At 67.3% G+C, this 13,869-nt stretch carries 15 protein-coding genes and 1 tRNA gene; 12 read left to right on the top strand and 4 right to left on the bottom strand.

All coding sequences use genetic code 11. The features are described from left to right. Positions 1-15 precede the first annotated feature (15 nt). The 5 genes from M3G03_RS12485 to M3G03_RS12465 all read left to right on the top strand — a co-directional run bounded on the left by M3G03_RS12485 (position 16) and on the right by M3G03_RS12465 (position 5,432). Positions 16-969, top strand: coding sequence for a carbohydrate ABC transporter permease (locus tag M3G03_RS12485; RefSeq protein ID WP_259810443.1), 954 nt, complete (start codon positions 16-18; stop codon positions 967-969). After that, the gene (locus M3G03_RS12480) at positions 966-1,874 is read left to right on the top strand and encodes a carbohydrate ABC transporter permease (RefSeq protein WP_259810441.1); all 909 of its coding nucleotides are present in this window, start codon (positions 966-968) and stop codon (positions 1,872-1,874) included. The genes M3G03_RS12485 and M3G03_RS12480 overlap by 4 nt, the downstream gene beginning before the upstream one ends. Beyond that, positions 1,871-3,319, top strand: a complete 1,449-nt coding sequence (locus M3G03_RS12475; RefSeq protein WP_259810439.1) for a GH1 family beta-glucosidase — start codon at positions 1,871-1,873, stop codon at positions 3,317-3,319. The genes M3G03_RS12480 and M3G03_RS12475 overlap by 4 nt, the downstream gene beginning before the upstream one ends. 3 nt (positions 3,320-3,322) lie before the next feature. Next, positions 3,323-4,324, top strand: a complete 1,002-nt coding sequence (locus tag M3G03_RS12470) for a LacI family DNA-binding transcriptional regulator (RefSeq protein WP_259810438.1) — start codon at positions 3,323-3,325, stop codon at positions 4,322-4,324. A 124-nt stretch (positions 4,325-4,448) separates the two neighbouring features. After that, entirely contained in the window at positions 4,449-5,432 is a 984-nt protein-coding gene (locus M3G03_RS12465; protein ID WP_259810436.1) for a PRC and DUF2382 domain-containing protein, read from the top strand. A gap of 63 nt (positions 5,433-5,495) precedes the next feature. Here the strand turns inward: M3G03_RS12465 and M3G03_RS12460 are convergent, their stop codons facing one another. From M3G03_RS12460 to M3G03_RS12445, 4 genes are all read right to left on the bottom strand, one after another. Continuing rightward, positions 5,496-5,963: a DedA family protein gene (locus M3G03_RS12460; RefSeq protein WP_259810434.1), complete on the bottom strand. Its 468-nt coding sequence runs from the start codon at positions 5,961-5,963 to the stop codon at positions 5,496-5,498. A gap of 107 nt (positions 5,964-6,070) precedes the next feature. Then, positions 6,071-6,156: transfer RNA gene (locus M3G03_RS12455), tRNA-Leu, on the bottom strand. 122 nt (positions 6,157-6,278) lie between these two features. After that, entirely contained in the window at positions 6,279-7,247 is a 969-nt protein-coding gene (locus M3G03_RS12450) for an aldo/keto reductase (protein ID WP_259810431.1), read from the bottom strand. 10 nt (positions 7,248-7,257) lie between these two features. Then, on the bottom strand, positions 7,258-8,628 hold the full coding sequence (locus M3G03_RS12445; RefSeq protein WP_259810429.1) for an MFS transporter: 1,371 nt from the start codon (positions 8,626-8,628) through the stop codon (positions 7,258-7,260). 36 nt (positions 8,629-8,664) lie between these two features. Here M3G03_RS12445 and M3G03_RS12440 point away from each other — a divergent pair, with 36 nt between their 5' ends. Genes M3G03_RS12440 through hisG form a run of 7 tightly spaced genes read left to right on the top strand, consistent with a single transcriptional unit; the run spans position 8,665 to position 13,869 of the window. Beyond that, on the top strand, positions 8,665-9,378 hold the full coding sequence (locus M3G03_RS12440; RefSeq protein ID WP_259810428.1) for an MSMEG_4193 family putative phosphomutase: 714 nt from the start codon (positions 8,665-8,667) through the stop codon (positions 9,376-9,378). Between the two features lie 10 nt (positions 9,379-9,388). Further along, positions 9,389-9,985, top strand: a complete 597-nt coding sequence (locus M3G03_RS12435) for a DUF3090 domain-containing protein (protein ID WP_259810426.1) — start codon at positions 9,389-9,391, stop codon at positions 9,983-9,985. 13 nt (positions 9,986-9,998) lie between these two features. Beyond that, positions 9,999-10,757: an SCO1664 family protein gene (locus M3G03_RS12430; RefSeq protein WP_259810425.1), complete on the top strand. Its 759-nt coding sequence runs from the start codon at positions 9,999-10,001 to the stop codon at positions 10,755-10,757. Positions 10,758-10,802: 45 nt separating this feature from the next. Then, entirely contained in the window at positions 10,803-11,393 is a 591-nt protein-coding gene (locus tag M3G03_RS12425) for a GNAT family N-acetyltransferase (RefSeq protein ID WP_259810423.1), read from the top strand. Between the two features lie 36 nt (positions 11,394-11,429). Further along, positions 11,430-12,689, top strand: a complete 1,260-nt coding sequence (gene mshC, locus M3G03_RS12420; protein WP_259810422.1) for a cysteine--1-D-myo-inosityl 2-amino-2-deoxy-alpha-D-glucopyranoside ligase — start codon at positions 11,430-11,432, stop codon at positions 12,687-12,689. 30 nt (positions 12,690-12,719) lie between these two features. Then, positions 12,720-12,986 (top strand): phosphoribosyl-ATP diphosphatase, encoded by a 267-nt coding sequence (locus M3G03_RS12415; protein WP_259810421.1) that lies wholly within the window; start codon positions 12,720-12,722, stop codon positions 12,984-12,986. 7 nt (positions 12,987-12,993) lie between these two features. After that, the gene (gene hisG / locus M3G03_RS12410) at positions 12,994-13,869 is read left to right on the top strand and encodes an ATP phosphoribosyltransferase (RefSeq protein ID WP_259810420.1); all 876 of its coding nucleotides are present in this window, start codon (positions 12,994-12,996) and stop codon (positions 13,867-13,869) included.

The following is a 13,869-nucleotide window of genomic DNA, read 5'->3' as shown; positions in this document are numbered from 1 at the left end:
CCGAAAGGTACCCACATGACCAGCAGAACACGTCCGGAGTGGCGGGTGCGGCTCTCCCGGGCCGACATGAAGTTCTCGCCCTACTTGTTCATCAGCCCCTTCTTCCTGCTCTTCCTCCTGACGGGACTGTTCCCGATCCTCTACACCGGATGGGTGTCCCTCCACGACTGGGACCTCATCATGGGTCAGGGTGAGTTCATCGGACTCGACAACTACAAGGACGTCGTCGTGTCCCCGAGCTTCACCAAGGCCCTGCGCAACACCTTTTCGATCTTCCTGCTGTCCTCGGTTCCCCAGGTCATCATCGCCATCGTGCTGGCCTACATGCTGGACGCCAACCTGCGCGCGAAAACCTTCTGGCGGATGGGTGTTCTACTGCCCTACGTGGTGGCACCCGTGGCTGTCTCCCTCATCTTCGGCAAGCTCTTCGCCGATTCCTCGGGTCTGGTGAATTCGCTCCTGGGCATCATCGGCGTCGACCCGATCGGGTGGCACAAGAGCGCCTTCTGGTCCCACGTCGCCATTGCCTCCATGGTCAATTTCCGCTGGACCGGCTACAACGCCCTCATTTTCCTGGCGGCCATGCAGGCCATCCCACGCGAGACCTATGAGGCCGCCATCATCGATGGTGCGGACCGGGTCAAGCGGTTCTTCCACGTCACCATCCCGATGCTGCGCCCCACCATCATCTTCGTCGTGATCACCTCCACCATCGGTGGCCTGCAAATCTTCGACGAGCCGCGCATGTTCGACACGATGGGTCTGGGTGGCGCCTCGCGCCAGTGGATGACCATGACCATGTACCTTTACGAGCTGGGCTGGGGGCCGCAAGTCTCCTTCGGGCGCGCGTCCGCAGTCGCCTGGCTGCTCTTCCTCATCATCGTGGGCGTGGGCATCGTGAACTTCCTGATCACCCGCCGTATCGCCTCGACCGGGTCGGCCCCAGCCAAGAAGAAGGTGACCCGATGAACTCCGCAGCCGCTATCGAGCAGTTGGCCGGCAAGGGTGCGGCCCGTGCTGCCCGCCGCCGTCTCAGGGGAGGCGGTGGTGTGGAGGGACGCCCGAGCCCTTGGAACTACGTACTGCTCTCCGCCTTCATCCTGCTCTCCGCCTACCCGCTGTACTTCGCCCTCCTGCTGGCCTCCTCCGACGCCGGGCACATTGCGCGCAACCCCATCCCGTCGCTGATCCCGCGCGGGAACCTGCTCGAGAACCTGACCCGCGTCCTGGAGTCCGACATCCAGTTCTGGCCCGCCTTCTGGAACTCGGTCATCGTCGCAGTGATCACCTCGGTGTCGGTGGTCTTCTTCGCGACCCTGGCAGGCTTCGCCTTCTCCAAGCTCCAGTTCCGCGGCCGTCGCTTCCTGCTCGGCTTCATCATCGCCACCATGGCGGTGCCCACCCAGCTCGGCGTCATCCCGATGTTCCTTGTCATGTCCAAGCTGGACTGGGTCGGCGACCTCAAGGCCGTCATCGTGCCCGGCCTGGTCACAGCCTTCGGCGTGTTCTGGATGACCCAGTACCTGGAGGAGGCACTGCCCTTTGAGCTGGTGGAAGCTGCCCGGGTCGACGGCTGCTCCATGCTGGAGACCTTCTGGCATGTCGCCTTCCCCGCTGCTCGCGGAGCTGCCGCTATGCTCTTCTTGTTCACGTTCGTCGGGTCGTGGACCAACTTCTTCTGGCCCTTCATCATCCTGGGTTCAGACAATCCGACCCTCCCGGTGGCGCTGCAACTCCTGCAGGCCTCCTATTTTAAGGATTACTCGCTGATCATGGCTGGCGTGGTCGTGTCGGTGATTCCGCTGTTGCTGTTGTTCATCGTCGCCGGCCGCCAGCTGGTTTCCGGCATCATGCAAGGAGCTGTGAAGGGATGACCACCTTCCCAACCTCATCCACCATCCCGGAGACCACCGGGCGCCCCGCGCACATTTTCCCGGAGGGCTTCGTCTGGGGTACGGCCACCGCGGCCTTCCAGATCGAGGGTGCATCCACCGAGGACGGCCGAGGTCCCTCCATCTGGGACGTCTTCTGCGCGGAGCCGGGTGCGGTGGCCAACGGGGATGACGGCTCGGTGGCCTGTGACCACTACCACCGCTACCCCGAAGATCTGGACCTGATGGCAGGGCTTGGGCTGCGGAATTACCGGTTCTCCACCTCGATGTCGCGCATCCTGCCCGACGGACGCACTCCGAACCCGGCTGGCCTTGACTTCTACGACCGCCTGGTCGATGCCATGCTCGAGCGCGACATCGCGCCGTGGCTGACGCTGTACCACTGGGACCTGCCCGCCGCCATCCCCGGGGGATGGACCAACCGTGAGGTGGCTGACATCTTCGCCGACTACGCGAGGGTGGTCTTCGACAGGCTTGGTGACCGGGTCATGAACTGGTCGACCCTGAATGAGCCGTGGTGCTCATCCTTCCTGTCCTATGCCTGCGGGGAACATGCTCCCGGCCACACCGAGCCGGCCGAGGCAACTGCGGCCGCGCACCACCTGCTGCTTGCCCATGGCAAGGCGATCGGTGCCCTGCGCGAGGTGACCGGTCCGGATCATCGTTTGGGCATCACCCTCAACTTCACCCATGTCCACGCCCAGGATCCGGACAGCCCAGGGGACCAGGACGCCCGCCGCCGGGTCGATGGTGCCTTCAACCGGGTCTTCCTTGACCCCATCTTCCGAGGCAGCTACCCCGCGGACGTGGTGCAGGACATGGGATCTGCGGGCCTGGGTTCGCATGCCCAGCCGGGGGACATGGAGATCATCTCCACCCCGATCGACTTCCTTGGGGTGAACTTCTACAACGGCCAGATGGTCAGGGCGGTTGACCCCAGCATTCCCTTGACCTGCCTCAGCCGCAGGGGACTCCTTCGACGTCAAGCCCTGGTGGGCGCGGAACAGGTGCCCTCGGTGCGCCGCGATGTCCCGCGAACCGACATGGGATGGGAGAACTACGCCCCCGACCTCAGGGACCTCCTGCTCCGGCTCGAGCGTGACTACACCGGGGTCGCTGGTGTGCCCATGGTCATCACCGAGAACGGCGCAGCCTACCCCGATGACACCATCGTCGACGGCCAGGTCCGTGACCAGGACCGCGCGGATTTCCTGCGCGGACACCTCACGGCCGTCCACGAAGCAATCCAGGAGGGCGCCGACGTCCGGGGCTACTTCGCCTGGTCGTTCATGGACAACTTCGAGTGGGCCTGGGGGTACGACAAGCGTTTCGGGCTGGTCCACGTCGACTACGACACCCTCAAGAGGACGCCGAAGCAGTCCGCGCACTACTATTCCGAGGTCGTCGCCGCGAACGGACTGAACTGAGCCATGGTCCCTGCACCCACCCTGGAGGACGTGGCTCGCGAAGCGGGCGTCTCACGCGCCACCGCTTCCAGGGTGGTGCGCGGGGATGCCCAGGTTGCCGAGGTGAAGGTTGCGGCCGTCCAGAAGGCAGTGCGAAAGCTGGGCTACGTGCCCCACCCCGCGGCCCGCGCCCTGGCCACCCGGCAGAGCGATGCCATTGGCGTCCTGGTTCCCGAACCTGAGTCGCGTATCTTCAGCGACCCCTTTTTCGCCTCGGCGATCGCCGGGGTGAACCGTGCACTGAAGGACTCACAGAAGCAACTTCTCCTGGTCATGTCCGGCCCGGACGGTGTGGACGACAGATTGGGCCGGTTCCTCCAGCAACGCCACGCCGATGGGTTGGTGGTGATGTCCCAGCATGAAGACCCGACCCTGGTCAAGGTGCTGCGTTCCTCCGCCGTTCCGATGGTGTTCATCGGTAGGCCGGTGGGCATCAATGGTGTGCACCACGTTGATGTCGACAACGTGACGGGTGGTCGGTTGGCCACCCAGCACCTGATCGATCGGGGCCGCCGACGGATCGCCACCATCACCGGCCCAGCAGACATGGCGGCATCCCAGGACCGCGAGACTGGGTGGCGTCTGGCGCTGGAGGAGGCGGGCCTGGATGCCAGCCGGAGGGCCAGGGGCACGTTCACCCTCACCTCAGGGGCGGCAGCGGCAGGAGAACTGCTGGAGAGTTGGCCAGATATCGATGGCATCTTCGTGGCCAGCGACCTGATGGCGCTGGGCGCCATTCAGGTGTTGCACGCACGGGGGCTGCGCGTCCCCGACGACGTTGCGGTGGTCGGTTACGACGACCTGCCGCTCGCCGCTGAGGGCCAGGTCCCCCTGACCACCGTGACCAATCCAGTGGGGGAGCTCGCGATGCTGGCCATGGAAATGCTGCTCGCCCTGTTGCAGGGGGAGGATAGGCCCTCAAAGGTGGTCTTGTCCCCCGAGCTGCGAATTCGTTCGTCCAGTTGAGCCCGGAGGCAGCAAATCCCACCCGCTAGGGGGGTAATCGTGCACGCCTTGCATGAAGCGTCCGCACTCTCGTTAGCGTGAAGATCACGAAAGCGTTACAGAGAAAGCAACCCAAGGAGCTTTAATGAGCACGCACGACAACATCGACTCCCTCACCCGTTCCACCGTGGTGGACCGCGACGGCGACAAGGTGGGTGGCGTTGGCCAGGTCTTCCTGGACGACAACACCGGCCACGCCACCTGGGTGACCGTGAACACCGGTTTCTTCGGCACCAAGGAGACCTTCGTCCCGCTGCAGGACGCGACCATCGAGGGTGAGCAGATCCGCGTCCCCTACGAGAAGAAGCTCATCAAGGACGCCCCCACCGTCGACGTCGACCAGCACCTGTCGGCTGCCGAGGAGGAGGAGCTCTACCGCTACTACAACCTCCAGGACTCCGGCTACGCCGCTGAAGGCCGCCGTGACCTCGGGCGCGATGGCACTGCTGGCACTGACCGCGACCTCCGCGACAATGATCGCGACCTCGTCGACGTGGATCGCAACGTCGACGTCGCAGCTGGCGGTGTGGGGGAGGCCGACCGCGACCTCGCCCGTGACCGTGACCTGGAAGGGGATGGCCACCTCGCCGAGGGCGATTCCGTGGTTGCTCACGAGGAGCGCCTCAACGTCGGAACCGAGCGTCGCGAGGCTGGCCGAGCACGGCTGCGCAAGCACGTCGTGACCGAAACCCAGAGCGTCGAGGTCCCGGTCAAGCGAGAGGAACTCCACGTCGAGCGCGAGGACTTGGGCGGCAAGCCCACCGACCACCGCATCGGTGAGGACACCGCTGACGAGACCGTCACCCTCTACGAGGAGCGCCCGGTCGTCTCCAAGGAGACCGTTGCCACCGAGCGCGTCAACCTCTCGAAGGAGACCGTCTCCGACACCCAGAACGTTCAGGCCGACGTTCGCCACGAGGAGATCGAGGTCGACGAGAACACCGGTGGTGACCGCACCCTGCGCGATGGCGATCGCGACATCACTGGCGACAAGCGCAACCCGCTCGATCGCGATGGGGACGGCACGGTCCGTGACGACCTGAACCCCTTCGACCGGGACAAGCGCTGAGCGCTGACCCCACACGGTCCTGAGACGCCCCGCCCGGTATCCCGGGCGGGGCGTCCCGCGTCCTCACGGAGTGGTGCGACGCTGTCGGACCACGAACCAGATGAGGCCGACGAGCAGCGCGCCGCCCAGTCCGACCGCCGCAGCGGGGGAGCGGGTCCACACTGCCGCCAGCGCTGCCCAACCGGCGACTCCGACGGTGGCGTACCACGATGCCCAGACCATGCAGCCCAGGGTCACGGCAGGCAGGTACCGGCCCATGGGCATACGGGCGGCCCCGGCGCTCAGGTTCACCAGGGTCTGGATCCCGATGGTGAGGAATGACAGCGTCACCGCGGGAGGCCCCCAGCGCTCGATGAGCAGGGCGGCACGCTGGTACTTCGGGGAATCGATCACGTGGGACCAGCGAGAACGCCGAGCGCTGGCCAGTGCCAGCCGACCGAGCCAGTAGGTCGCGTTGGCGCGCGCCATCACGATGAGGAACAGTGCCCCCGCGACGACGAGCCACGGCGCATCCCACTGCAGTGGGTTCATCAGTGCCTTCCTGGTGGTGACGACCGTCCCCGGGCCCCGGAGTGCGGCAGGTTGGGAACGACGAACCCCGCCTGACATCACGCGTTGTCAGACGGGGTTTCCCGAAGTGTCCGAGAGAGGACTTGAACCTCCACAGCCTATAACGGCCACTAGCACCTCAAGCTAGCGCGTCTACCTATTCCGCCACCCGGACGAGTGGTGTTGTCCGGTCTCCCGGACAGCCATTGGACTATAGCACCGCTGCGGCTTCCCTCGCCAATTCGCCCCCACCACCTCGATCCTCGGGACGGGCGGCGAGGGCAGGGATGGCCCGCACTATTCGGTTCGGGCCAGGTTCGGGCCACCAGACACGTCGTCCAACGCGCTGACGATCTCGACCGGGAGCGTCATCTCCTCGACGGCCAGCAGTTCGGTGAGTTGGTCGGCCGTCCGGGCGCCAAGTAGTGGGGCGGTGACCCCGGGGGCATCTCGCACCCACAGCAACGACACCTGTGCTGGGGTGAGGTCGAGCCCCTCGGCGGCTCTGATCACCGCATCGGTGATGGCTCGTGACTTGCCCTCCTCCAGGTAGGGCTCCACGAACCACGAGAAGTGGTCGGCGGCGCCACGCGAACCGCGGGGGACGCCAGTGCGGTACTTCCCGGTGAGTACTCCGCGCCCCAGCGGCGACCAGGGGAGCACGCCCATCCCATGGGCGCGGGCGGCGGGCAGGACCTCGATCTCGGCTCGCCTGGTGAGCAGCGAGTACTCGACCTGCACCGAGCTCAGGGGAGCTCGTCCAGGTACTGCTTGCTGCCAGGTGGCGGCGCGGGCGGTCTGCCACCCGACATAGTTCGACACTCCCGCATAGCGAGCCATCCCGGAACTCACGGCGTGGTCCATCGCGGCCAGCGTCTCGTCCAGCGGTGCCTCACCCCAAGCGTGCACTTGCCACAAGTCCACGTGGTCGGTGTGGAGCCGCCGCAGGGATTCCGCGAGGTCTGCCAGCATCGCCCCCCGCGAGGTGTCGACGACGCGGCGGCCATCTCGCACGCCGAACCCGGCCTTGGTGGCGATGACCAGCTCGGAACGTTGCAGGTCGGTCCTGATCAGCTTGCCCAGGATCTGCTCGGCGACCCCATTGCCATAGGCGGGTGCGGTGTCCACCAGGGTCCCGCCGGCCTCGTGGAAGGTGCGCAGCAGGGAACGCGCTTCGGGCGGCTGGGTGTCGCGTCCCCAGGTCAGGGTGCCCAGCCCGAGCCGGGATACCTGCAGGCCACTGTGCCCGACGCGTCTGGTGTGCATGCCGACCATGCTAGGGCCGGTCTGAGGGCTGGGGCCGATGGAAGGGCCCGGCGGGCGGATTTGGGGTGAGGGCTGGCAGCACCCTCAGCATCCATCCGGATCCGCCCACGCAGAGCAACCCCACTGCGGCCCCGGCCACGCCCACCGGCGCCACCAGGGTGATCGCGGAGACCAGCAGCGGTCCGGCGAGCGGGCCAACGCCGGTCATCGTCATCCAGCGCGCCAGTTGGCGGGTCCGGTCCTGCTCGGGGGTCAGGTCCTGGCCGAGGGTCATCACGATGCCTGCGCCCAGGCCATTGCCCAGGGCCAGTACGATCGCGCTGCCGCCCACCGTTACCAGCGCCATCTGTGGGGAGTGGCCACCGACGGTTGTCGACAGGACCGTCAGCAGCAGGTAGCCCAAACCCACCACGAACAGGCAGGGCACGATGACCGCGGTGCGTCCATAGCGATCCATCACGATGCCGGCCGGCACGAACATGGCGATCTCGATGATGGCGGCGATGCCGAAGATCAGGGAGATGGTGGCGGCTCCCAGCCCGAGTGCATGTCCGACCAGGGGCAGCAGCACGGGGCGGGTCACCCGGGCCATCTGCAGGGGTGCGGTGCCCATCGCGACCACAGCCATGGGACGCATGGCAGGATCTCGCCACCAGGGCAGTCGCGTCGGGGGTAGGGGAGCGTCGTTCGCGTTCCTGCCACGTCCGGCATCGGCCATGGGCACCAGGAAGAGGGTGACCATCGCCACCGCCAAGGTCATCACCCCGGCGGCGAACAAGAAGACCCAGGCGGTCGAGCGCCCGGCGACGATCGCTGCCCCCAGTACCGGGCCGATGATCTGTCCGATGCGCATCATGCCGCCGAAGGTGGACATGGCACGGGCCCGGAAGCGAGGATCCAGGGCGCTGCCCAACCACGACTGTCTGGCCAGCCCCCAGACCGCCTGCCCCAGGGCCATGAGGAGCATCACGCCGACCAATCCCCATCTGTGCGCCGCGGACGTGCCGTGGCGGGAAGCGTGGGTCACCAGCCAGAAGCCGGTCGCGTGCCCGGCCACCATGGCAACGCCGGTCAGGATCATCGCGCCACGCTCGCCCACGACCTGGATGAAGCGTCCCGCCGGCACGGGGCCGACCACCCCGACGATCCCGGAGATGAGCCCGATCGCCGCAGACCCCGGCACGCTGAACCCCAGGCCGAGGGCCAGCAGCGTGAGGACGGGGCTGAGTGCATTGAAGGCTGCTGCCTGGGCCAAAACCGGCAGGTAGAGCGGCAGAGCGAGCTGGCGCAGAACGTCCTTGAAGCCCTTGGTCGGCTCTCCGCCAACCGTCTCGGACTCCTCCCCACGCACCGATCCATCATGGCGCAGGAATCCTGACATGGCGCATCGGCGAACGAATCGACCTACGCTGGAGCGGTGAGCATCGTGATCGCCGTTCGACATGGCCGCAGTACCGCCAACACGGCAGGCGTTCTCGCTGGCCGCACCGCGGGCGTCGAGCTCGATGAGACCGGCATCGAACAGGCCCGCGAGCTCGGGCGACGACTGGAGGGCGTCGAGCTCGCCGCCGTGGTCACCTCCCCGGTCCAGCGCTGCCGTCAGACCGTCGAGCACCTGCTGGAGGCCGCCGGACGTGACCTCGCCCCGCACCTCGACAACCGTCTGGTCGAGAGCGACTATGGCGACTGGCAGGGCCGCGCGCTCAAGGACCTCGCCGACGATCCGCTGTGGGAGGTCGTGCAGAAGGCGCCCAGCCAGGCCAGGTTCCCGAATGGTGAGTCGATGCTGGAGGTGCAGGAACGCGTCGTCGACGCGGTCCTGGACTGGAACTCTCGCCTGCCGGACACATCGGTCTGGCTGTTGGCCAGCCACGGCGACCCGCTGGCAGCCCTCGTCAACTGGGCCGTGGGGGCACCTTTCGACAACGTCCAGCGCATCGGGCTCGACCCGGGCTCGGCCACGGTCATCGCACTCCCCAGCAACCCTGCATCCCACGACACCGGGGCCGGGGGCGGTGAAGACAGCGACCTCGCGCGCCCTCCCCGCGTCCTCACCGTCAACTCCCCCGAGGGCCTCCTGTCACGCTGGACCGCACCGGCTGCGCCGCAGGTCGGCGGGTCCCGCGGCTAGGCTGAATGCCATGGACAGGATCACCTACCACTACGAGTTTCCCGACCGCTTCGTGGCCGGCACGATCGGGGTGCCGGGGCAGCGCAGCTTCTACCTGCAGGCGCGAGACGGGAACCGGCTCACCAGCGTGCTGCTGGAGAAGCAGCAGGTGGCCATCCTCGCCGAGCACCTGGAACGGATCCTGGACGAACTGTCCCGCCTGATGGGCCACGACCTGGTCATCCCCGAACCGGTCGAACGCGCCGAAGACCTCGCCCCGCTCGACCAGCCGCTGGACGAGGAGTTCCGCGTGGGCACCATGACCCTGGCCTGGGACACCGAGTCCGACTGCGTGGCGATTGAACTGTTCAGCGCCGTGGAGATGGACGAGGACGACGAGGGCGATGCGATGGAGCAGACGGTGGACGGCGCCGAGGCGTCCATGCATGTGCGCATCACACCGGCAGAGGCACGCCAGTTCATCGCTCGGGCCCAGGCCCTGATCCAGTCCGGACGCCCGGAGTGCCCCTTCTGCGAGCAGCCCATCAACCCGGGCGGACATCTGTGCCCCCGTGCGAACGGCTACCGTGCCCCCCTCTTCGACCACCCCGAGGACGGCCAGTTCTGATGGGCCGGGCCTGATGCCTGCCGGAGGACCGACCGGCGAGTTGCGGCTCATTGGTCGCCTCGTCCAGGCCAGCAACGGCACCTTCCTTGCCGAGGACGACCAGGGTTCCCGCTTCCTCTACAAGCCCGTTGACGGTGAGGCCCCGCTGCGTGACTTTCCCGATCGCACCCTGGGACGCAGGGAGGTGGCTGCCTGGGCGCTTTCCGAGGCCGCCGGCTTCGACCTCGTGCCCCCCACCTCCTGGGTCGAGACCGGCCCCTTCGGGCCCGGCTCAGCCCAGACCTGGCTGGAGGGGGCCCAGACCGACCTGGTCGATCTGACCCTGGCCGAGGAAGTCCCCGACGGCTGGTTCGGGGTGGTCATCGGGGCAGACGACCACGATCGTGACGTGGCGCTCGTGCACGCCGACGAACCCGCCCTGCGCCGGATGGCGCTCTTCGACGCGGTGGTCAACAACGCCGACCGGAAGGGCGCCCACATCATCCACACCACTTCCGGGGAGTCCGAACTCGTCTTCGGCGTCGACCACGGGCTCACCTTCAATGTCAACGACAAGCTGCGCACCGTCCTGTGGGGCTGGGCGGGCGACCCCTTCACCGACGAGGAACTCGCCCTGCTCCACCGCAGCCTCGAATGCACGGCGGTGCTGGAACCCTGGCTCGATCCCGTGGAGGTCATCGCCACGCGGCTGCGAGCAGAGGCTCTGATCGAGGCCGGGCAATTCCCCGAGCCCGGCGAGCGCTGGCCGGTGGTCCCGTGGCCACCGCTGTAGGACCTGTCACCCTGAATGCCGCACCCACACACCCCAGGACCAGCCATGACACCTGCCATCCCACCTCACGTCCCCCTGGCCGGGACCCACGTCATCCTGGAACCGCTGACCGAGGAGAACCTCGCCGAGCTCGCCGGCGTCCTGGCGCGTCCTGAGGTGTTTGCCGGCGGCTGGGGAGGGGGACCGGCCGCCGCGACCAGGGACCCCGAGGTCATGGCCGCCTTCCTGCACGGTTACACCCTGGGAAACGCGTTGCCCTACCTGGTGCGCCTCGCCGACGGTCGCTGCGTCGGCACTACGTCCGTGTCAGAGTTCGAGCCCGCGAAGGAGCGCTGCCACCTGGGCTGGACCGCCTACATCCCCGACGTCTGGGGGACCGAGGTCAACCCGGAGACCAAGTTGCTGCTCCTGGGCCACCTCTTCGACCACGGCTGGGGTCGTGTCAGGATCCAGGCGGACGCCGTCAATGACCGCTCCCGGGCTGCCATCGCCCGGCTCGGGGCAACCTTCGAGGGGATCGTGCGACGCGACCAGAAGCGTGCCGACGGCAGCTGGCGCGACGCAGCCGTCTTCTCGATCATCATCGACGACTGGCCGGCTGTTCGCTCTGGGCTGGAACGACGACTCGGCTGCTGAGGGATTCACCCCGTCGCTGGCGGGTACGGTGGGCCCATGAGGTCTTGGCCCGCACCACAGGTGCCCCGCATCGACATCGAGTCCCCCGGCGCCCCCGAGGTGGTGCAGGTGCACGACACGTCCACCGGACGCCTGGAGCCGGCTGGGCCGGGAGTTGCCGAGGGCGTTGCGGCTCGCCTGTACGTCTGTGGGATCACTCCCTACGACGCCACCCACCTCGGCCATGCCAACACCTACCTGACTTTTGACCTGCTGAACCGGGCCTGGCGCGACCTGGGCCTTGAGGTCCAGTACACCCAGAACAACACCGACGTCGATGACCCGCTCCTGGAGCGGGCCACCCGAGACGGCATCGACTGGCGTGACCTCGCCCAGGACCAGACTGACCTCTTCCGTCGCGACATGGAGGCCTTGCGGGTCCTCCCGCCGCAGGACTACCTCGGAGCCACCGAGACCATCGACTGGGCCTCTCGCGCCATCGAGAAGCTGGCCGAGAAGGGCGCCGCCTACCAGCTTGAGGGCGACGAGTTCCCCGACTGGTACTTCGACGTGACCAGCGACAGCGACTTCATGAGGGTCTCCCACCTCGATGAGCAGCAGGCCATGGCCAAGTTCACCGAGATGGGCGGCGATCCCGACCGCCCCGGCAAGCGCAACCGCCTCGACCCACTGGTCTGGCGTCAGGCGCGGCCCGGCGAACCGAGCTGGCACTCCAGCCTCGGCGATGGGCGTCCCGGTTGGCACATCGAGTGCACCGCAATTGCCCTCGACACGCTGGGCACCGATTTCCACGTCCAGGGGGGCGGATCCGACCTCGCCTTCCCGCACCACGAGATGTCCGCCGCCCACGCCCAGGTGCTGACCGGTGAGCGCTTCGCACAGAGCTACGTCCACTCAGGTCTGGTTGCGCTCGAGGGGGAGAAGATGAGCAAGTCCAGGGGCAACCTGGAGTTGGTCTCCCGCCTGCTGCAGCAGGGCGCTGACCCGATGGCGATCCGTCTGGCGATGCTCGGGCACCACTGGCGGGAGGACTGGGAATGGGATGGCGACCAGCTCACCGCCGCCACGAAGCGACTGGGACGCTGGCGCCAGGTCACCGCCGAGGATGCGACGCTGGACGTGCGCCCGCTGCTCGAGACCGTGCGGACCGCGCTGCGCACCGACCTCGATGCTCCCTCGGCGATCGCTTCGATCGACGCGTGGGTGGACGCCAGCCTCGCGGTCAAGGGCGACGACACCGAGGGACCCGCAGTGCTGGGGCAGATCACCGATGCGCTGCTGGGCGTCGAACTGTGACCTCCCTGCGCCGGGGTAGGGTGGTGCCTCGTGAGCAAGTCCTTCGAAGACCTCTTCGCCCAACTCGCTGAAACCGCACGCACCCGCCCGGAGGGGTCGGGAACCGTCGCGAGGCTGGATGCCGGCGTCCACGCGATTGGCAAGAAGATCGTGGAGGAGGCTGCCGAGGTCTGGATGGCCGCCGAGCACGAGAGCAGGGAAGCGGCCGCCGAGGAGATCAGCCAACTGCTCTACCACCTGCAGGTGATGATGCTCGCGCTCGGCCTCGACCTCGACGACGTCTACGAATACCTCTGAGGAATCCATGTCCGACCATGACATCGACGTGCCGCTGATCAGGATCGCCGTCCCCAACAAGGGTGCACTCAGCGAGGCGGCGGCCACCATGCTGCGCGAGGCCGGCTACCGGCAGCGCAACGACACCAAGGACCTGGTCCTGACCGACGCCGAGAACGGCGTGGAGTTCTACTACCTGCGTCCCCGAGACATTGCGGTGTACGTGGGGGAGGGGACGCTCGACCTGGGGCTGACAGGGCGCGACATGCTGCTGGACTCCCAGGCTCCAGCGACCGAGATCATGGCCCTTGGCTTCGGACGCTCCCGGTTCCGCTTCGCCTCACCTGTCGACGGCGAGGTCCGTTCCGTGGAGGCTCTGGCTGGTCATCGGATCGCCACTTCCTACCCGGGGCTACTGGGCACGTGGCTGAGTGAACACGGAGTCGATGCCCGCCTGATCCATCTGGACGGGGCTGTGGAGTCCGCGATCCGCCTGGGCGTCGCCGATGTCATTGCGGACGTGGTCGAGACCGGCACCACCCTGCGGCGGGCTGGTCTGGAAGTCTTTGGTGAGACGATCTGTGAGTCCGAGGCCATCATGATCCAGCGCAATGGCCTGGACCGCAACGGGACCGTGACCCAGCTGCTGCGCCGCCTCGAGGGCGTGCTGGTCGCCCGAAACTACGTCATGGTTGACTACAACGTGCCCGAGGAGCAGCTGGACGCCGCCTGCGCGATCACGCCGGGCCTCAACGGCCCGACGGTGTCAGCCCTGGCCATGGAGGGCTGGGTTGCGGTCCGCTCGCTGGTGCCCCGCAAGGACAGCCAGCGGTTGCTGGACGACCTCTACCTGGCGGGCGCGAGGGGCATCCTGCTCACCGATCTCGCCGCTTGTCGGCTGTGA

It is taken from the genome of Aestuariimicrobium sp. p3-SID1156 (assembly GCF_025144225.1).
Classification (GTDB): domain Bacteria; phylum Actinomycetota; class Actinomycetes; order Propionibacteriales; family Propionibacteriaceae; genus Aestuariimicrobium.
The sequence above is the reverse complement of the archived record's forward strand: the minus strand, read 5'-3'. Positions and strand labels throughout refer to the sequence as shown.

Bases quoted from the DNA above. Each gene is read 5' to 3' on its own strand.
- M3G03_RS12485 (WP_259810443.1), top strand. From the start codon at position 16: ATGACCAGCAGAACACGTCCGGAGTGGCGGGTGCGGCTCTCCCGGGCC.
- M3G03_RS12445 (WP_259810429.1), bottom strand. From the start codon at position 8,628: ATGTCAGGATTCCTGCGCCATGATGGATCGGTGCGTGGGGAGGAGTCC.
- M3G03_RS12460 (WP_259810434.1), bottom strand. From the start codon at position 5,963: ATGAACCCACTGCAGTGGGATGCGCCGTGGCTCGTCGTCGCGGGGGCA.
- hisG (WP_259810420.1), top strand. From the start codon at position 12,994: ATGTCCGACCATGACATCGACGTGCCGCTGATCAGGATCGCCGTCCCC.
- M3G03_RS12470 (WP_259810438.1), top strand. From the start codon at position 3,323: ATGGTCCCTGCACCCACCCTGGAGGACGTGGCTCGCGAAGCGGGCGTC.
- M3G03_RS12425 (WP_259810423.1), top strand. From the start codon at position 10,803: ATGACACCTGCCATCCCACCTCACGTCCCCCTGGCCGGGACCCACGTC.
- mshC (WP_259810422.1), top strand. From the start codon at position 11,430: ATGAGGTCTTGGCCCGCACCACAGGTGCCCCGCATCGACATCGAGTCC.
- M3G03_RS12430 (WP_259810425.1), top strand. From the start codon at position 9,999: ATGCCTGCCGGAGGACCGACCGGCGAGTTGCGGCTCATTGGTCGCCTC.
- M3G03_RS12450 (WP_259810431.1), bottom strand. From the start codon at position 7,247: ATGCACACCAGACGCGTCGGGCACAGTGGCCTGCAGGTATCCCGGCTC.
- M3G03_RS12435 (WP_259810426.1), top strand. From the start codon at position 9,389: ATGGACAGGATCACCTACCACTACGAGTTTCCCGACCGCTTCGTGGCC.
- M3G03_RS12465 (WP_259810436.1), top strand. From the start codon at position 4,449: ATGAGCACGCACGACAACATCGACTCCCTCACCCGTTCCACCGTGGTG.
- M3G03_RS12475 (WP_259810439.1), top strand. From the start codon at position 1,871: ATGACCACCTTCCCAACCTCATCCACCATCCCGGAGACCACCGGGCGC.
- M3G03_RS12480 (WP_259810441.1), top strand. From the start codon at position 966: ATGAACTCCGCAGCCGCTATCGAGCAGTTGGCCGGCAAGGGTGCGGCC.